This window comes from Streptomyces sp. NPDC050422 (genome assembly GCF_044458665.1).
Classification (GTDB): Bacteria; Actinomycetota; Actinomycetes; order Streptomycetales; family Streptomycetaceae; genus Streptomyces.
This window is the reverse complement of record NZ_JBITIE010000001.1, coordinates 660,763-677,068: the sequence shown is the minus strand read 5'-3', so window position 1 is coordinate 677,068 and position 16,306 is coordinate 660,763. Positions and strand designations below refer to the sequence as shown.

The window sequence follows — 16,306 nt, the reverse complement described above, 5'->3', positions numbered from 1 at the left end:
GCTACCAGGACTTTTCGGCAACGCCGCGAGCAATGGGGTCTCCCCTGCTCGAGCGAAGCCGAGAGCTCGGGGAAGTGCCAGACGCCGCCCGGCAGCCGGGACTTTCGAAACGCCCTAGGGCATGTCGTCAAACTGCCGTCCGCCGTGCGACGGCATGCACGCACTCTCGCCGCACCGGCCCCGGACCCCGGCACGTCCAGTACAGGGGCCCGGGGCCGGCAGGCCGAGAGCACGCACCTGACGCCGCGCGGCCGCCCTCCGGGCGACGACGGCAGTGTGGCGACAGGCCCTAGGCTGGCCGGGCAGTGACCCAGCGAGAAGGGAACATCATGCCCGCGACCCCGGCGCACCCCCTCAACGACGGCCGCACGATCCCCGCGGTCGGGCTCGGCACCTGGCCCCTGGACGACGACGCGGCCGAGGAAGCCGTCGCCGGGGCGCTGGGGCTCGGCTACCGGCTCGTCGACACCGCGCTGAACTACGGCAACGAGACCGGTACGGGGCGTGGCATCGCCCGCGGCGGCGTGCCGCGGGAGGACGTCTTCGTCACGACCAAGGTGCCGGGCCGGCACCAGGGGTACGAGAAGACCCTCGCCTCGTTCGAGGAGTCCCGCCGCAACCTCGGCCTGGCCTACGTGGACCTGTATCTCATCCACTGGCCGCTGCCCCGCGTCGACCTGTACGTCGACACGTGGCGGGCGCTGATCCGGCTGCGCGAGGACGGCCTCGTGCGGTCGATCGGGGTCTCCAACTTCACGGCGGACCATCTGGCGCGGCTGGAGGAGGAGACGGGGGTACTGCCCGCCGTCAACCAGATCGAGATGCATCCGCGGCTGCCCCAGGAGGAGCTGCGGGCCGTGCACGCCGCCAAGGGCATCGTCACGGAGAGCTGGAGCCCGCTGGGGCGCGGCCGTGACCTGCTGGACGACCCGGCGCTCGTCGCCGTCGCCGGGGCGCACGGTGTGACGCCGGGCCAGGCCGTGCTGCGCTGGCACACCCAGCTGGGCGCCGTCCCGATCCCGAAGTCGGCCGACCCCGGACGGCAGCGCGAGAACCTCGACCTGTTCGGCTTCGAACTGACCCCGGACGAGCTGGACCGCATCTCGGCCGGTCCGCGGAAGCGGTTCGGCGGAGACCCCGAGACGCACGAGGAGTTCTGAGCAGGGGCGGCGGGCCCGCCCGCTAGGACCTCGGCTGCACCTCAGCCATGCGGGACCAGCCCTCGCCCGGCACCTCGACGTTGATGATCTCGGGCACCTCCGCCACCAGGTCCGCCATCGTGTCCATCGCCGCCGCGAAGTGCGCCGACTGCACATGGGCCGCACCGGCCTCGGGGGACGCGAACGCCTCCAGCAGGACGAACTGGTCCGGGTTCTCGACGCTGTAGGACCAGTCGAAGAACACGTTGCCGGGCTCCTGCCGGGTGGCGACGGTGAAGTCCTCGACGGCCGGCAGCCAGTTGTCGCGCTCGGCGGTGCGGACGGTGAATTTGACGGCGATGAAGATCATGGCGACTCCTGTGTGGATGTACGGGAACCCGGGCAGGATCCCCCATCCCTACGGTATCGTCCGAATACGGACAGTCCCCGGCAGGGGCGGTTCAGCCACCCAGAACTCAGCCGCCCAGTTCGACGTGTCGGGCGGCCAGCCGTGCCGCACCCTGTCCGGTCAGCGAGCCGAAGAGGCGCAGCCGCGAGATTCCGCCGTCCGGGAAGATGTCGATGCGGACCTCACGGGCCCGTACGGCCTCCGGCAGGACGAAGCGGTGGTTGGTGTCGGGCTGCAGCCGGGTCCTGGGCAGCACCTCGGTCCAGTCGCCGCTGCCCGTATCGCGGGCCGAAAGACTTGCCCAGCCCGCCGAGTTGCCCTTCAGGTACGCGGTGTCGATCTCGACGGCACGGATCTCCGCCTCTTCGACGAGGTGGTAGTGGATCCAGTCGTTGCCCTTGTCACGCCGGCGCCGGGTCTCCCAGCCGTCGTCCATCTTGTGGGAGCGGCCGGGCTGGATGGTGTTCGTCGCCGGGGAGTAGAAGCGGTCGGACGCGTCCTCGACCCGGCCGCCGTTCTCCAGCGCGAGCAGGTCGAAGGTGCCGAGCGCCGTCAGCCAGGCGGGGTCCGGGGCCACTTCGCCGTGGACCCGGAGCCGGGCTATGCCCCCGTCGGGGTGCTGGTTGACCCGCAGATGGGTGAAGCGCTGTGCCGCGTCGACGGTGAACCCGTTGGCCGCGTGGCCGCCGACTGCCGTACGGGGGACGAGCGTTGTCCACTTCACGTCGGGCGCGCAGAGGTCCTCGGGGGACGGTGATCCGGGCAGGGAGACCGCTTCGACGGAGACCGCCTGCGGGTAGTTGCCGCGGAAGTGGGCGGTGTCGACGACGATGCCGCGCACGATGCCGGGTGCGCCGAGGCGGACGAGCGCCCAGTCGTGGTCCCCGTCCGTGGGGTGGGGCTGCGCGGCGCTCACGCCGCGGCGGCGGCGGGTCTCCCAGCCGTCCATGATCTTGCCCTTGTGCCCGAAGCGCTCGGGGTCGAAGTGGGCGGGCTCCGGCTTCAGCAGGTTCTCGCGCTCCGCGAAGAACTCGTCGTTGGCGGCGATCACACCCGCGCCGAGCCGCCGGTCGGCGAGGTCGACGAGGTGGGTGAAGGGGAGGTCGGTGGTGCGGTAGTCGGCGTACGGGTCGCCGCCGCCGTACGGGTTCGCGTCGCCGGTGAAGTGCGCTGTGGCCGTCATGGTCAGTGGTTCCTTGTCTGGAGGCGGCCGGTGGGCTCGGCCAGGGTGCCTTCGGTGGCGATCCGTACACCGCGAAGCCAGGTCGATCGCACGACGCCGTGCAGGGTCCGGCCTGCGTACGCGGTGACCTGGTTGCGGTGGAAGAGCTCGGCCGGGTCGACGGTGAAGGTGGCGTCGGGCGCCAGGACGGCGAAGTCGGCGTCGCGGCCGGGCTCGATCGCACCCTTGTGGCGCAGCCCTGCCAGTTCGGCGGGGGCGGCCGACATCCAGCGGGCGACGTCGTCGAGCGAGTGGCCGCGCCTGCGGGCCTCGGTCCAGATGGCGGGCAGTCCGAGCTGGAGGGAGGAGATGCCGCCCCAGGCGGAGGCGAAGTCCGGCGTCTTGAGGTCGGTGGTGCACGGCGAGTGGTCGGAGACGATGCAGTCGATGGTGCCGTCGGCGAGCCCCTGCCACAGCGTGTCCTGGTTGGCGGCCTCGCGGATGGGCGGGCAGCACTTGAACTCGGTGGCCCCGTCGGGGACTTCCTCGGCGGTGAGGGTGAGGAAGTGCGGGCAGGACTCGACGGTGACGCGGACGCCCTCCCGCTTGGCGGCGGCGATCAGCGGCAGTGCGTCGCTGGAGGAGAGGTGCAGGATGTGGACGCGTGCGTTCAGCCGCTTCGCGTGGGCGATGAGCCCTTCGATCGCGGTGTTCTCGGCGTCGCGGGGCCGGGAGGCGAGGAAGTCGGCGTAGGCGGGGCCGCCGTGCTGGGGCGCGGTCGCCAGGTGGTGCGGATCCTCGGCGTGCACGATCAGGAGGCCGCCGAAGCCGGCGATCTCAGCCATCGAGCGGGCCAGTTGCTCCTGGTCCAGTTCGGGGAACTCCTCGACGCCGGAGGGCGAGAGGAAGCACTTGAAGCCGAACACCCCGGCCTCGTACAGCGGTCGCAGATCCTTGACGTTCGAGGGGATCGCGCCGCCCCAGAAGCCGGTGTCGACGTGCACCTTGGGGGCCGCCACCTGCTGCTTGACCCGCAGGTGCTCGACGGTGGTGGTGGGCGGGAGCGAGTTGAGCGGCATGTCGAGCAGCGTGGTGATTCCGCCGGCCGCGGCGGCGCGGGTGGCGGTGTAGAACCCTTCCCACTCGGTGCGGCCGGGGTCGTTCACATGGACGTGCGTGTCCACCAGCCCTGGCAGCAGGACGTCGTCGCCGAAGTCCTCGACCCGGGCGCCCGCCGGTACCTCGGAGTCGTAGGGCAGGACGGCGTCGATCGTCCCGCCCGCGACGTGGACCGCGGCGGGCCGCGTGCCCCCGGGTGTGACGACGCGCGTCGAGCGCAGAACCAGCTTCACGTCCGTACCGGACACCCGTACTCCCCACTTCATGAATTCAACGAACTGTTGAAGGAGTCTTCACTCGGGAATGCGACCCGTCAAGACCTGATCCTGCACTCGGACCGCTCAGCCGACCACGCGTGACACTGACTGGAGATTTCCACAAAGTAAAAGAGATATTTCGGAGTGTGGAATGTAGAATGGGCCAGGCATGGCGACGTACGGACCCTCGAACCGGCCCCGGACACCCGGACAAACGAGCCCTGACCGGCCAGGACGGCGCCCCTGCGCCAGTGGGCCGATCGGGAAGCGCCCGGTAGGCTGCTGCCTTGCTCTTCCGCTTCGAAAGGACCGTTGACGTGCCGCCGTCCCACGCCAGCACTTCCGACTCCAAGCCCGCCGGTTCCAGCGGTGGTGTGCAGTCCCTTGAGCGCGCCTTCGATCTGCTGGAGCGGATGGCCGATGCGGGGGGCGAGGTCGGCCTGAGCGAGCTCTCCGCGAGCAGCGGTCTTCCGCTGCCCACCATTCACCGGCTGATGCGCACGCTGGTGGTGTGCGGTTACGTACGCCAGCAGCCCAACCGGCGCTATGCGCTGGGCCCGCGCCTGATCCGGCTCGGCGAGTCCGCCGCGCGGCTGCTCGGCACGTGGGCCCGCCCTTATCTGGCCCGGCTGGTCGAGGAGACCGGCGAGACGGCCAACATGGCGCTCCTGGACGGCGACGAGATCGTGTACGTGGCGCAGGTGCCGTCCAAGCACTCGATGCGCATGTTCACCGAGGTGGGCCGCCGGGTGCTGCCGCACTCCACCGGCGTCGGCAAGGCGCTGCTGGCGCACACCCCGGCGGACGAGGTGCGGGCCCTGCTCGCGCGCACCGGGATGCCGGCCGCCACCGAGAAGACGATCACCACCCCGGACGGATTCCTGGACGCCCTGGAGCAGGTCCGCAGGGTGGGTTACGCGGTGGACGACAACGAGCAGGAGATCGGGGTCCGCTGCCTGGCGGTCCCGGTGCCCAACTCCCCCACCTCCGCCGCGATTTCGATCTCCGGCCCGGCCGGCCGGGTGACCGAGGCCGCCACCGAGCGCATCGTGCCGATCCTCCAGCAGGCCGCGAAGGAACTGTCCGAGGCGCTGGCCAGCAGCGGGTCGGCCGGCTGAGACACGGCGAAGGGGTGGCCGGGAGCCTTCGTGCTCCCGGCCACCCCTTCGCCGTGTCCGGCCCCCTCCCGCTCAGGTCATCGCCGGGGCGGTCAGCCTGCCGTCCTGCATCGTGACGGTCAGGTCCATCCGGTCCAGATGGGTCCGGTCGTGGGTGACCATGACGGTCGCCGTGGACCGCTGCCGGGTGAGCGAGACCAGGAGATCGAGCACCGCCGCTCCCCGTTCGTGGTCCAGGGCGCTGGTCGGTTCGTCGACGAGCAGGACCGCCGGGTCGTTCATCAGGGCCCGCGCGATGTTGATCCGCTGGCGCTGCCCGCCCGAGAGCTGGTGCGGCCGGCGGTCCGCCTTGTCGGCGAGACCGACCGCGTCGAGGAGCTCCAGCGCGCGGGCCCGGGCGGTCCGCGCCGCACGGCCCGACAGGTGCGTCATGACCTGGAGCTGTTCGGCGGCGGTCAGCGAAGGCAGCAGGTTGGGCTGCTGGAAGACGATGCCGATCCGTTCCCGGCGCAGCGCCGCCTTGTCCGCGCGGCCGAGCCCGGCCGTGTCCGTACCGGCGACGACGACGGCGCCCTCGTCGGGGGTGACCAGGGTGGCCGCCACGGCGAGCAGACTCGACTTGCCGGAGCCGGAGGGGCCGACGACGGCGGTGAGCGTGCCGGCGGGCACATCGAGCACGACGCGGTCCAGGGCGGTGAGCCGCCCGTCGCCGTCCGGGTAGGTGAGCGTGACGTCGGTGAGCGTGAGGGTCATCGGGCACTCCGGGGTGTGGTGCGCGGGGTGAGGGGCGGGACGCTGGTCATCGGGCGCTCCCCAGTGCGGTGAGCGGGTCGACAGCGGTGATCCGCCGGATGGACAGGGCCGCCCCGACCGCGCCGAGCGCGATCATGACGGCGGCCGGAAGGAGGACGGTCGACGCCTCCAGGACGAAGGGCACGGCCCCGCCGCTGACCAGCGCGCCGATCCCTGAGGCGAGCGCGGTGCCCACTCCCGTACCGATCGCGAGCATCACCACGGCCTGTCCGAGTGCGTCCCGCAGCAGATACGGCGTGGAGGCACCCAGTGCCTTGAGGACGGCGACATCGCCGCTGCGCTGGATCGTCCAGACGGTGAAGAAGGCACCGATGACCAGGGCGGAGATGGCGAAGAGGAAACCACGCATCAGCTGGAGGGAGCCGTTCTCGGCCTGGTAGGAGCCGATCGCGGTGAGGGAACCGTCGAGCGTGAGCGTGCTGGTGCCCGCCGCCCGGTCACCGGCCGCCAGATCGGCGCCGTCGGTGGTGGTCAGCGCGATCACGGTGGCGTGCTCCGTGGTGCCGGCACCGTCGGCCCCGAACCGCTGCCAGTCGGCGAGCTCGGTCCACACGACCGGCGTATGGCTGTACGAGGCGTCACCGGCGACCGCCGCGACGGTGACCTCGTCGCCGCCGAGCCGCAGCCGGTCACCGGCGCCGGCCGCCAGGTCCTCGGCGGCCTGCTCGGAGAGCACGACCTTGCCCGGGCCGACCGGGGTGCCCGACGGCGCCAGGCCGCTCCCCGGCTCCACGCCGAACGCCGAGACGGCAGCGGTCCGCTCCCCCGCCACCGCGGCGGCGTTCAGCGTGCGGATGCCGAGGGGCTGCGCCGAGGTGATACCGGGCTCCTTGTCCCAGGCCTGCCAGGCGGTCTCCCGGACGGTCGAATTGGTGAAGGACACCGACTGGCCGTCGGGCGGGGCGGCGAACGCGATGTGGTCGGCGTTCAGCCCCGTGACGGCCGAGGTGTTCTCCCGGGCCAGCCCGGCCGTGAGGCCGGACAGCAGGCCCACGAGCAGCGTGATCAGCACCACGACTGTGCCCATGAGCGCGAACCGGCCCTTGGCGAACCGAAGATCTCTCCATGCGACGAACATGACTCCAGCCTCGGTTTTCCCGGCCGCCGAAACATCGCCCGCGGGCCGGTCCCGACATCAACCTTTCGATTGACCGCCCTCGCGCACCCCGCGTCTACGCTGGACGAATCATGGAAACGCGTGTCCATCCCCCGGTCGCCGCCGCGCTGCGGCTGTGCCTGCATGCCCTGCTGCTGGGTCTGCTGGCGCTCGCCGCCGTCCAGGCCGTGAGCGACGACGCCCCGCACTCCGGGGCCGTCGTCGCGGTCGCGGGAGTGCTGGCCGCGGTGTACGCGGCGGGGGCACTGGCCCCGCGGGTCCAGCCCCGGACCCGGGCGGGGGCGCTCTGGCTCGCGGTGCTGTGGGTGCTCTGGCTGGTGCTGCTGGTCCTGTCGCCGGACGCGCTGTGGCTGGCGTTCCCGCTGTACTTCCTCCAGCTGCACCTGCTGCCGATCCGCTGGAGCCTGCCCGCCGTGGTGGTGACGGCGGCGGCCGCCATCACCAGCTTCCTGCTGCACGGTGAGGCGGTCACCCCCGGCACGTTCATCGGCCCGCTGCTCGGGGCGGCGGTCGCGGTCGCCACGGTCCTCGGATACGACGCGCTGTTCCGCGAGAGCGAGCGGCGCCGCGAACTCATCGAGGAGCTCGTCTCGACGCGCGCGGAGCTGGCCGAGGCGGAGCGCACCGCCGGGACGCTCGCCGAACGGGAACGGCTGGCCCGCGAGATCCACGACACCCTCGCGCAGGGCCTCTCCAGCATCCAGCTGCTGCTGCGCGCCGCCGAACGCACCCTTCCCGCGGACGCCCCCGCCGCGGCCCATGTCCGACAGGCCCGCGAGGCCGCCCAGGACAATCTCGCCGAGGCCCGTCGCTTCGTCCGTGCCCTGACCCCGCCCGATCTGGAGAACGGCTCCCTGGCCGCAGCCCTGGAACGGCTCTCGGCCCGCACCACCACGCCCGGCCTCACCGTGCAGTTCGCCGTGAGCGGCACCCCGGTGGAGCTGCCCACTCCCTACGAGGTGGCTCTGCTGCGTACCGCTCAGTCCGCGCTGGCCAACACCGTGCAGCACGCCGACGCGCGGCGGGCGGAGATCACCCTGAGCTTCATGGGCACCTCGGTGGCGCTGGACGTGGTCGACGACGGCCACGGCTTCACGGACGACTCCGCCGCGAGCGCGGGCACCGGGACGGGCGGCTTCGGCCTGCCGGCCATGCGGTCCCGGGCCCGTTCGCTGGGCGGCACCCTGAGCGTCGAATCGGCGCCGGGCCACGGCACGGCCGTCGCCCTGACCCTGCCGCTGCCGCTCCCCGACGGCCGGACCGGACAGGACGCCGCATGACCGAGACCACTCCCATCCGGCTGCTGCTCGCCGACGACCACCCGGTGGTACGGGCGGGTCTGCGGGCCGTCCTGGACACCGAGCCGGACTTCCGCGTCGTCGCCGAGGCCGACACCGCCGAACGGGCGGTGACCCTGGCCGCGACGGGTGAGTTCGACGTCGTCCTGATGGACCTGCAGTTCGGTGCGGGTCTGCACGGCTCGGAGGCGACCGCCGCCATCACCGCGGCGCCTGACGCGCCCCGGGTGCTGATCCTGACGACGTACGACAGCGACGCCGACATCCTGGCGGCGGTGGAGGCGGGCGCGGCCGGCTATCTGCTCAAGGACGCCCCGCCGGAGGAACTGGCCGCCGCGGTCCGTACGGCGGCGGCCGGCCGCTCCGCCCTGGCGCCCGCCGTCGCGCACCGGCTGATGGACCGCATGCGGATGCCGGCCCAGGCCCTCACCAAGCGCGAGCTGGAGGTCCTGCAACTGGTCGGCGAGGGCCTGTCGAACCTCCAGATCAGCAAGAAGCTCTTCCTCAGCCAGGCGACGGTGAAGTCCCACCTGGTGCACATCTACGCCAAGCTGGGCGTGGACTCGCGCACCGCGGCCGTGGCGGCGGCGACAGCCCGCAGGCTCATCCGTCGCTGAAGCGGCTGAAGCGACTGAAGCCGCTGACGCGCGTTCCCGCCCGCTTCACCGCCGCGGCGGCTCACCGAACAGATCGACCGCGATCCGTACGTCCCTGAGGGCCGGCGCCAGCGCGCTGACCGAGCCGACCGCCCCCGCGATCAGCAGCAGCGACCGGCGGAGCCGGGGAATCTCGGGCGCGCCACCGGCCGCCATCGCGTCCAGCGCGGCCAGCTCGTCCTCGGCGATCGCGCGGTCCGGGAACTCCGCGGGATGTCCGGCCAGCTCCCGTCGGAGCCGGGAGACGGCTGTACGCAACTCCGTCACTCTCGGGTCCTCGCCACTGCTGGTCACCCGCGCCTGCCCCACGCTCTTCAACAAAGCACTCCCCCTCGCACATCTTTGTGCCGGTGTTTCGACCGAGCCCCGAACCGTGGTCAAGTGTCCGGGGGTGCGGGCAAGTTAACGCCATGACAGGTGTCGGGCGCCACTCCACGGACGGAACTCGGAGTGTCCCGCGCAGGGACGCGGCCGGGCCGCCCGGTCCGGTCCGTGCGTAAACCGCCCGTCCGGTGTATCCAGGCGGCATGACAAGCACACCGCACGGCCCCTCCTCCCCTTCCCCGTCCGCCTCCCCCGTCATCGCCGGGCTACTGCTCGCGGCGGGCGGCGGACGCAGGCTGGGCGGCCGCCCGAAGGCCATGCTGGAGCACCGCGGCCGTCTGCTGGCCGACCACGCGGTGGGCACCCTCCGGGAGGGCGGCTGCGGCCCGGTGCATGTGGTGCTCGGCGCTTCCGCCGACGAGGTGCGGGCCCGCGCCGAACTTTCCGGCTGCACGGTGAGCGTCAACCCGGAGTGGACCGAGGGCATGGGCTCCTCGCTGCGGGCGGGGCTCGCCGCCCTCGCCGGCAGCGGCACGGACGTGGACGCGGTGGTCGTCCTACTGGTCGACCAGCCCGGGATCGGCGCGGAGGCCGTGGCCCGGGTGCGGGCGGCGTACCGCTCGCGTACGAGCCTGGCGGCGGCCTCGTACGGCGGGGAGCGCGGCCATCCGGTGCTCTTCGGGGCCTCGCTGTGGACGGACATCGCGGCGGGCGCGGTGGGCGATCAGGGGGCCCGGGCGTATCTGCGGGCGCACCGCGATGCGATCACGCTCGTCGAGTGTTCGGATGTGGCTCAGGCCTACGACATCGACACGACGGAGCACCTGACGCACCTTGAGTGAACGCACTGGCACGCTGCGCCAGCGGCACCCCACTTCTGTCGACCCGGAGAATCTCGACATCAACAAACCATTGAACTTCCACCATGAGGAAACTACTATCCACTGGTCAGAAGCCCTCTGCACCTCAGACGGCGACCACGGCCGTATCCCGGAGCCATGGCACGCCGTGCCATTTCAGGCGACCCGGCGGCCGTGAGACGTCGCCCGCACCGCCCGCTGAAGGAGTGACAGCTCATGTCCGCACCAGCGCCGTCCTCGCTGGCCATCGTCGACGCCGAGACCCTGCCCCGGCAGGACGAGGTCCTCACCCCCGCGGCCCTCGCGTTCGTGGCCGAACTGCACCGCCGGTTCACGCCCCGGCGGAACGAGCTGCTCAGCCGCCGCGGTGAGCGCCGCGCCGAGATCGCCCGCACCTCCACGCTGGACTTCCTGCCGGAGACCGCCGCGATCCGTGCGGACGACTCCTGGAGGGTCGCACCGGCCCCGGCCGCGCTGAACGACCGCCGGGTCGAGATCACCGGTCCCACCGACCGCAAGATGACCATCAACGCCCTGAACTCGGGCGCCAAGGTCTGGCTCGCCGACTTCGAGGACGCCTCCGCCCCGACGTGGGAGAACGTCGTCACCGGCCAGCTCAACCTGATCGACGCCTACGCCCGCGCCATCGACTTCACCGACCCGAAGTCCGGCAAGTCGTACGCCCTGAAGCCGGCCGGCGAGCTCGCGACCGTCGTCACCCGCCCCCGCGGCTGGCACCTGGACGAGCGCCACCTCCAGCTCGACGGCACCCCGGTGCCCGGCGCGCTGGTCGACTTCGGCCTCTACTTCTTCCACAACGCGCAGCGCCTCATCGACCTCGGCAAGGGCCCGTACTTCTACCTCCCCAAGACGGAGTCGCACCTGGAGGCCCGCCTCTGGAACGACATCTTCGTCTTCGCCCAGGACGAGCTCGGCATTCCGCAGGGCACCGTCCGCGCCACGGTCCTGATCGAGACGATCACCGCCGCGTACGAGATGGAGGAGATCCTCTACGAGCTCCGCGACCACGCCTCCGGGCTGAACGCGGGCCGCTGGGACTACCTCTTCTCCATCGTCAAGAACTTCCGTGACGGCGGCTCGAAGTTCGTCCTGCCGGACCGCAACGCGGTGACGATGACCGCCCCGTTCATGCGGGCGTACACCGAACTCCTCGTCCGCACCTGCCACAAGCGCGGCGCCCACGCGATCGGAGGCATGGCGGCCTTCATCCCGTCGCGCCGGGACGCCGAGGTCAACAAGGTCGCCTTCGAGAAGGTCAAGGCCGACAAGGACCGCGAGGCCGGCGACGGCTTCGACGGCTCCTGGGTCGCCCACCCCGACCTGGTCCCGATCGCCATGGCCTCCTTCGACGCCGTCCTCGGCGAGAAGCCGAACCAGAAGGAACGCCTGCGCGAGGACGTCTCGGTGGCCGCGGGTGACCTGATCGCCATCGACACCCTGCACGCCAAGCCCACGTACGACGGTCTGCGCAACGCCGTCGCGGTCGGCATCCGCTACATCGAGGCGTGGCTGCGCGGCATGGGCGCGGTCGCCATCTTCAACCTGATGGAGGACGCGGCCACCGCCGAGATCTCGCGCTCGCAGATCTGGCAGTGGATCAACGCGGACGTGGTCTTCGAGAACGGCGAACACGCCACGGCGGAACTGGCCCGCAAGGTCGCGGCCGAGGAACTGACCGCGATCCGCGCCGAGATCGGCGACGAGGCCTTCGCCGCCGGAAAGTGGCAGCAGGCCCACGACCTGCTCCTCCAGGTCTCCCTGGACCAGGACTACGCGGACTTCCTGACGCTGCCGGCGTACGAGCAGCTGCGCTGACACGGCTGCGTACCCCGACGCCCCGGTGCCGCACGGCGCCGGGGCGTCGGCGTGCCCAGAAGGCCCGACCCAGCCCGGAATCGGGCAACGCCCATCAGGGCGCCCCGCCCTTGGCCGCCATCACCCGGCGCCGGGCGGCCCCGGCCGCTACCCAAGGGCGGCTTCGAGCAGCAGCTCGCTCAGGGCCGCCGGCATGGTGATCATGCAGTCGTGTCCGGTCGGCAGTTCCCGTATCCGTGCCGGGGAGCCGTTGGGCTGTGTCGCGGGGACCGGCCGCCGCACGATGCCTTCCGGCTCCGCACCGACGCAGTGGATGTGCGTGCGCGGAACCGAGGCCACGGCAGGGTTGTCCAACCGGACCGGTTGCAGCAGGCAGCGCACCGGCTGGTCGGACAGCGTCGCACGCAGCCATGCGATGTCCGCCGGGTCGGTGACCCCGAACAGGCCGAGGGGCGCAGGCATCTCGGGCAGCGGCGGGATGCGCCAGCCGTGGTCGGACCGGGCGGCCAGATCGATCAGGTTCTGGGTCATGGGCTGCACGTCGACGGCGGTCTCGCCGTGCTCCGGGACCATCGCGTCCAGGTACACCAGGTGTGCGATCCGTTCCGGTACCTCGTTGGCCACGGACGAGACGACCAGTCCCGCGTAGCTGTGACCCACGAGCACCACCTCGGTCAGGTCCTCCTCGTGGATCAGCTTCAGGATGTCCTCGACGTGCGTGTCGAGCCCCACGTCGGGCCCGAGCAGGTGCGCCTTGTCGCCGTAGCCGGTCAGTGAGGGCGCGAGCACGCGGTGTCCGGCCGACTCCAGCAACGGGACCAACCGCTCCCAGCACCGGCCGCTGTGCCAGGCTCCGTGCACCAGCAGAAATGTCGACATGGGGTGAGTCTTCTTCCTCTTCGGGGCGTGAAGGCGCGAGAACATCGCGGTTCCCTTTTGTGCCTCGGTACTCTTCAGGAACCGAAATCATCGTGCTGCATCTGCCGCACCCCGATCAATAAGGCACATTTAGGTGCCTCGGTTCTCTGGAGGTAACCATGAGCGGCACAGCGGGTGGCGAGTCACAGCCGGCGCTGCCGGAGGACCCGTGCCAGGCCCGTGAGGTGCTCGGCATCGTCGGCGACAAGTGGTCACTGCTGATCGTGCGCAACCTCAGCGAGGGACCACGCCGCTTCACCGAGCTCAAGCGGGCCGTCGACGGGATCAGCCAGCGCATGCTCACCGTCACCCTGCGCGGCCTGGAACGCGACGGAATCCTCACCCGGACCGTCCGCAACGTCATGCCGCCGCACGTCAGTTACGAACTCACTCCGATGGGCTGGACCCTCCGCGAAGCCACCGCGCCCCTGTTGGAATGGAGCCTCACGCACCTGACGCACATTGGCGCGGCCCGCGCCATGTACGACGCTCGCCCCGACACCCCGCCCTCCTGACTCCGACCCCGGCTGCGCGTCCAGCGCTCCGGCGGACCGCCGTCCACCTTCGCCAGGAAGCGCCGCCACTACGGACACCCCGCCTTCTCACCCTTGCGGGCTGATCCCCCGTACCGTCAGGGCGAGCAGCCGGTGCGCTTCGGCGGCAGGGTCCGGATGGTGCTCCGCGGCGAGTACGAGGCCCGTGACCAGCGAGATCAGGTCGGCGGTGGTCACGTCCGGCGCCACCGCGCCGACCCCGGCCGCGCGTTCCAGGAGTGGATCGACCGCGCCTCCGAGCCGCGCCGAGCAGGCATTCACGTGGTCCGCGTCGTCCGTCTCGTCCTGGAGCAGCGCGTCGGCCATGCCGCGGGCGGCGGTCGCGTATGCGGTGAGGGCGGTCAGCCAGTCCAGCAGCGCGGACCGGGGGTCGTCCGCGTCGACGAGATCCGCGGCACGGGAACACAGTGCGTCGATCCTCTCGCTGAATACGGCTTCCAGCAGGGCGCGGCGGCTGGGGAAGTGCCGGCGCACGGTGGCCGATCCGACTCCGGCGGTGCGGGCGATCTGTTCCAGGGAGGCGTCGGCGCCGTGTGCGGCGACTTCCGCCTCCGCCACGGCGAGGATCCGTGCGTAGTTGCGTCGGGCGTCCACGCGCTGGGCCGTCATGGCGTCGTCTCCGTGCTTGCTAAGTGGCGGGGCCCTCCGTATCGTACCCGGATATAAACGGCGGGCCCCGCCGTTTATATCCGGATGCCATCCGAGGAGCAGCATGACCACAGAGTCCGCCCCCGTTCTGGTCGTCGGCGCCACCGGTCAGCAAGGTGGTGCCACCGCTCGCGCCCTGCTCGCGGCAGGCATCGGCGTCCGGGCCCTGGTCCGCGACCCCACAACCGCCAGGGCCAGGGCCGTCGCGGCGCTCGGCGGCGAACTGGTCACCGGCGACCTCGACGACCGCCCCTCGGTGAGCCGGGCCGCCGCAGGAGTGCGCGCCGTCTTCTCCGTCCAGATGCCCGACTTGGACGGCCGGGGGTTCGAGGGCGAAGTCGCGCAGGCCGTCAACCTCATCGAAGGGGCGCGGGCCGCCGGGGTCCCGCAGTTCGTCCACACCTCCGTCTCCGGCGCGGGGCAGCACGTCAGCTGGGTCAAGGACCGGTGGGCCTGGATGGAGCCCTACTACACCGCCAAGGCCGGGATCCAGGACCGGGTCCGCGAGGCGGGCTTCACGCACTGGACGCTCATCAAGCCGGGCTTCTTCATGGAGAACTTCCGCCCCTCCGCCGCGATCATGTTCCCCCGCGGAGTCGAGGGCGGCCTGGTGAGCCTGCTGAAACCCGCAACCCGGCTGTCGCTGATCGCTGTCGACGACATCGGCACGGCGGCAGCCGCGGCCATCGCAGCGCCGGAACGGTTCGACAGGGTCGAGCTCGAACTGGCGGGCGACTTCCTGACGATGACGGACATCGCCGCGGTGCTCTCCCGCACCCTGGGGACCGAGCTGACCGCGCCCGACATGACCGACGAAGAGGCGACCGCCGCAGGGATGCCCGGCATGGGCTTCGGGCAGGCCCGCATCAACGAGGAACCGCAGCCCGCCCGCCCCGAGTTCGCACGGGCTCTGGGCCTCCCCCTCACCACCTTCGAGACCTGGGCACGAGACCACCTCAGGGGCACCGCGTGACCGATCGGCACCGGCCGGGAGACCGGGCCGCGACCGGCGCCCCGGCCCCCGGACCGGGTCAGTCGCCCAGCACGACCGTGCGCGCCGCCGAGAAGTCGCCCCACTTCCCGTCGGGGAGCTTGGCGCGGATCTTCATCGAGTGGCGGGTACCGCGGGGCTCGCCGACAGTGAGCCGGTAGCTCGCCCGGCCGACGGGTGGTTCACCGCCCCAGACGATCGTGGTGGTCGGCCGGCCGTCCAGGTAGAGCTGATAGGCGGGGATCTTCCCGCCCGTCTCCGGCTGCTTCCAGTCCAGGTCGACGGCGTACTCCTCGCCCTGAACGCTGCTCGTGATCCGCAGGTCCGTGGGGGCGGTACCGGCGGGCGCGCCGGGGGCGGCCTGGGTGGTGAGGTCGACGGCGTTGCTGTCGGGCGACGAGGTGTCGGCCGCGTCGCGGGCGCGGACGGTGAAGGAGTAGACGGTGCCGGGCCGCAGCCCGGTCAGGCGGGCCGTGGTCTGTGCGGCGGGCACGCTGTGGATGCGGAAGCCCTCCTGGTAGATGTCGTACGAGGTGACGCCGACATCGTCCGTGGAGCCGCCCCAGGACAGGGTCGCCGCCCGGCCGCCGTCCGCCTTGCCGCGCAGTTTCACCGGCCGGGTCGGGGCCTCGTGGTCGGCGGGGGTGGGTGCGGGGGTGGTGACGGCAGCGGCGGTGCTCGGCCCGGAGAGGTTTCCGGCGGCGTCGCGGGCGCGGACGGTGAAGGTGTACGCGGTCGAGGCGGCCAGCCCGTCGATGTCGATCATCACCTTGGCCGCGGGGACGGATTTCACCTTCTTGCCCTGCCGGTAGACCTCGTACCCGGTGACGGCCGTGTCGTCGGTGGCCGGCTCCCACATGACGTGCGCGGAGGTGGCGCTGCTCGCCTGGGCGGTCACCCCGTGCGGCGCGGTCGGTTTCCCGGTGTCCACCTCGGCCTCCGAGCCGCAGGCGGTGAGGGTGGCGAGGAGCAGGGCGGCGGAGCAGGCCAACGCGGCGGTTGCGTGGGGGCGTTGCACGGTGGTGCCTTCCATCCGACAGCAATGGTCCAGACCTGTATCGCATGCGGCGGGGGTCGCCGACAAGGG

17 protein-coding genes are annotated in these 16,306 nt (G+C 71.7%); 8 read left to right on the top strand and 9 right to left on the bottom strand.

Features of this window, described 5'->3' with window-relative positions:
* The first annotated feature begins 329 nt into the window (after window positions 1-329).
* The gene (locus ACIBJG_RS02930) at window positions 330-1,160 is read left to right on the top strand and encodes an aldo/keto reductase (RefSeq protein WP_399303242.1); all 831 of its coding nucleotides are present in this window, start codon (window positions 330-332) and stop codon (window positions 1,158-1,160) included.
* Window positions 1,161-1,182: 22 nt separating this feature from the next.
* Here ACIBJG_RS02930 and ACIBJG_RS02925 read toward each other — a convergent pair whose 3' ends face one another.
* The 3 genes from ACIBJG_RS02925 to allB all read right to left on the bottom strand — a co-directional run bounded on the left by ACIBJG_RS02925 (window position 1,183) and on the right by allB (window position 4,077).
* On the bottom strand, window positions 1,183-1,509 hold the full coding sequence (locus ACIBJG_RS02925; protein WP_399303240.1) for a putative quinol monooxygenase: 327 nt from the start codon (window positions 1,507-1,509) through the stop codon (window positions 1,183-1,185).
* A 106-nt stretch (window positions 1,510-1,615) separates the two neighbouring features.
* Complete coding sequence (gene alc, locus ACIBJG_RS02920; RefSeq protein WP_399303238.1) at window positions 1,616-2,731, bottom strand: allantoicase; 1,116 nt, start codon at window positions 2,729-2,731, stop codon at window positions 1,616-1,618.
* Window positions 2,732-2,733: 2 nt separating this feature from the next.
* Window positions 2,734-4,077, bottom strand: a complete 1,344-nt coding sequence (allB, locus tag ACIBJG_RS02915) for an allantoinase AllB (RefSeq protein WP_399303301.1) — start codon at window positions 4,075-4,077, stop codon at window positions 2,734-2,736.
* A 326-nt stretch (window positions 4,078-4,403) separates the two neighbouring features.
* Here allB and ACIBJG_RS02910 point away from each other — a divergent pair, with 326 nt between their 5' ends.
* Window positions 4,404-5,204 (top strand): IclR family transcriptional regulator, encoded by an 801-nt coding sequence (locus ACIBJG_RS02910; protein ID WP_399303236.1) that lies wholly within the window; start codon window positions 4,404-4,406, stop codon window positions 5,202-5,204.
* Window positions 5,205-5,276: 72 nt separating this feature from the next.
* On the opposite strand, the gene ACIBJG_RS02905 is transcribed toward ACIBJG_RS02910, so the two are convergent.
* Window positions 5,277-5,957, bottom strand: a complete 681-nt coding sequence (locus ACIBJG_RS02905; protein ID WP_399303234.1) for an ABC transporter ATP-binding protein — start codon at window positions 5,955-5,957, stop codon at window positions 5,277-5,279.
* Window positions 5,958-6,003: 46 nt separating this feature from the next.
* Window positions 6,004-7,095: an ABC transporter permease gene (locus tag ACIBJG_RS02900; protein ID WP_399303233.1), complete on the bottom strand. Its 1,092-nt coding sequence runs from the start codon at window positions 7,093-7,095 to the stop codon at window positions 6,004-6,006.
* 110 nt (window positions 7,096-7,205) lie between these two features.
* Here ACIBJG_RS02900 and ACIBJG_RS02895 point away from each other — a divergent pair, with 110 nt between their 5' ends.
* Together ACIBJG_RS02895 and ACIBJG_RS02890 are read left to right on the top strand one after the other, a co-directional pair.
* Complete coding sequence (locus tag ACIBJG_RS02895; RefSeq protein WP_399303231.1) at window positions 7,206-8,414, top strand: sensor histidine kinase; 1,209 nt, start codon at window positions 7,206-7,208, stop codon at window positions 8,412-8,414.
* A complete protein-coding gene (locus tag ACIBJG_RS02890) occupies window positions 8,411-9,049 on the top strand; it encodes a response regulator (protein ID WP_399303229.1) in 639 nt (212 codons plus the stop codon). The genes ACIBJG_RS02895 and ACIBJG_RS02890 overlap by 4 nt, the downstream gene beginning before the upstream one ends.
* A 45-nt stretch (window positions 9,050-9,094) precedes the next feature.
* Here the strand turns inward: ACIBJG_RS02890 and ACIBJG_RS02885 are convergent, their stop codons facing one another.
* The gene (locus tag ACIBJG_RS02885) at window positions 9,095-9,409 is read right to left on the bottom strand and encodes a DUF5955 family protein (protein ID WP_399303227.1); all 315 of its coding nucleotides are present in this window, start codon (window positions 9,407-9,409) and stop codon (window positions 9,095-9,097) included.
* Window positions 9,410-9,615: 206 nt separating this feature from the next.
* On the opposite strand from ACIBJG_RS02885, the gene ACIBJG_RS02880 reads away from it, so the two are divergent.
* The gene (locus ACIBJG_RS02880) at window positions 9,616-10,254 is read left to right on the top strand and encodes an NTP transferase domain-containing protein (RefSeq protein ID WP_399303225.1); all 639 of its coding nucleotides are present in this window, start codon (window positions 9,616-9,618) and stop codon (window positions 10,252-10,254) included.
* Between the two features lie 234 nt (window positions 10,255-10,488).
* Window positions 10,489-12,108, top strand: a complete 1,620-nt coding sequence (gene aceB / locus ACIBJG_RS02875) for a malate synthase A (RefSeq protein WP_399303223.1) — start codon at window positions 10,489-10,491, stop codon at window positions 12,106-12,108.
* A gap of 147 nt (window positions 12,109-12,255) precedes the next feature.
* On the opposite strand, the gene ACIBJG_RS02870 is transcribed toward aceB, so the two are convergent.
* On the bottom strand, window positions 12,256-12,987 hold the full coding sequence (locus ACIBJG_RS02870; protein ID WP_399303222.1) for an alpha/beta fold hydrolase: 732 nt from the start codon (window positions 12,985-12,987) through the stop codon (window positions 12,256-12,258).
* 158 nt (window positions 12,988-13,145) lie between these two features.
* Here ACIBJG_RS02870 and ACIBJG_RS02865 point away from each other — a divergent pair, with 158 nt between their 5' ends.
* The gene (locus tag ACIBJG_RS02865) at window positions 13,146-13,541 is read left to right on the top strand and encodes a winged helix-turn-helix transcriptional regulator (RefSeq protein ID WP_399303220.1); all 396 of its coding nucleotides are present in this window, start codon (window positions 13,146-13,148) and stop codon (window positions 13,539-13,541) included.
* A gap of 87 nt (window positions 13,542-13,628) precedes the next feature.
* Here the strand turns inward: ACIBJG_RS02865 and ACIBJG_RS02860 are convergent, their stop codons facing one another.
* Window positions 13,629-14,189: a TetR/AcrR family transcriptional regulator gene (locus ACIBJG_RS02860; protein ID WP_399303218.1), complete on the bottom strand. Its 561-nt coding sequence runs from the start codon at window positions 14,187-14,189 to the stop codon at window positions 13,629-13,631.
* 103 nt (window positions 14,190-14,292) lie between these two features.
* On the opposite strand from ACIBJG_RS02860, the gene ACIBJG_RS02855 reads away from it, so the two are divergent.
* On the top strand, window positions 14,293-15,201 hold the full coding sequence (locus ACIBJG_RS02855; protein ID WP_399303216.1) for an NmrA family NAD(P)-binding protein: 909 nt from the start codon (window positions 14,293-14,295) through the stop codon (window positions 15,199-15,201).
* Between the two features lie 58 nt (window positions 15,202-15,259).
* Here ACIBJG_RS02855 and ACIBJG_RS02850 read toward each other — a convergent pair whose 3' ends face one another.
* A complete protein-coding gene (locus tag ACIBJG_RS02850; RefSeq protein WP_399303214.1) occupies window positions 15,260-16,252 on the bottom strand; it encodes a fibronectin type III domain-containing protein in 993 nt (330 codons plus the stop codon).
* Window positions 16,253-16,306: the final 54 nt, after the last annotated feature.

Excerpts from the sequence above, each read along its gene's own strand:
- ACIBJG_RS02855 (WP_399303216.1), top strand. The coding sequence starts at position 14,293 with ATGACCACAGAGTCCGCCCCCGTTCTGGTCGTCGGCGCCACCGGTCAG.
- ACIBJG_RS02890 (WP_399303229.1), top strand. The coding sequence starts at position 8,411 with ATGACCGAGACCACTCCCATCCGGCTGCTGCTCGCCGACGACCACCCG.
- alc (WP_399303238.1), bottom strand. The coding sequence starts at position 2,731 with ATGACGGCCACAGCGCACTTCACCGGCGACGCGAACCCGTACGGCGGC.
- ACIBJG_RS02905 (WP_399303234.1), bottom strand. The coding sequence starts at position 5,957 with ATGACCCTCACGCTCACCGACGTCACGCTCACCTACCCGGACGGCGAC.
- ACIBJG_RS02860 (WP_399303218.1), bottom strand. The coding sequence starts at position 14,189 with ATGACGGCCCAGCGCGTGGACGCCCGACGCAACTACGCACGGATCCTC.
- aceB (WP_399303223.1), top strand. The coding sequence starts at position 10,489 with ATGTCCGCACCAGCGCCGTCCTCGCTGGCCATCGTCGACGCCGAGACC.
- ACIBJG_RS02850 (WP_399303214.1), bottom strand. The coding sequence starts at position 16,252 with ATGGAAGGCACCACCGTGCAACGCCCCCACGCAACCGCCGCGTTGGCC.
- ACIBJG_RS02925 (WP_399303240.1), bottom strand. The coding sequence starts at position 1,509 with ATGATCTTCATCGCCGTCAAATTCACCGTCCGCACCGCCGAGCGCGAC.
- ACIBJG_RS02870 (WP_399303222.1), bottom strand. The coding sequence starts at position 12,987 with ATGTCGACATTTCTGCTGGTGCACGGAGCCTGGCACAGCGGCCGGTGC.
- ACIBJG_RS02930 (WP_399303242.1), top strand. The coding sequence starts at position 330 with ATGCCCGCGACCCCGGCGCACCCCCTCAACGACGGCCGCACGATCCCC.
- ACIBJG_RS02900 (WP_399303233.1), bottom strand. The coding sequence starts at position 7,095 with ATGTTCGTCGCATGGAGAGATCTTCGGTTCGCCAAGGGCCGGTTCGCG.
- ACIBJG_RS02865 (WP_399303220.1), top strand. The coding sequence starts at position 13,146 with ATGAGCGGCACAGCGGGTGGCGAGTCACAGCCGGCGCTGCCGGAGGAC.
- ACIBJG_RS02895 (WP_399303231.1), top strand. The coding sequence starts at position 7,206 with ATGGAAACGCGTGTCCATCCCCCGGTCGCCGCCGCGCTGCGGCTGTGC.
- ACIBJG_RS02880 (WP_399303225.1), top strand. The coding sequence starts at position 9,616 with ATGACAAGCACACCGCACGGCCCCTCCTCCCCTTCCCCGTCCGCCTCC.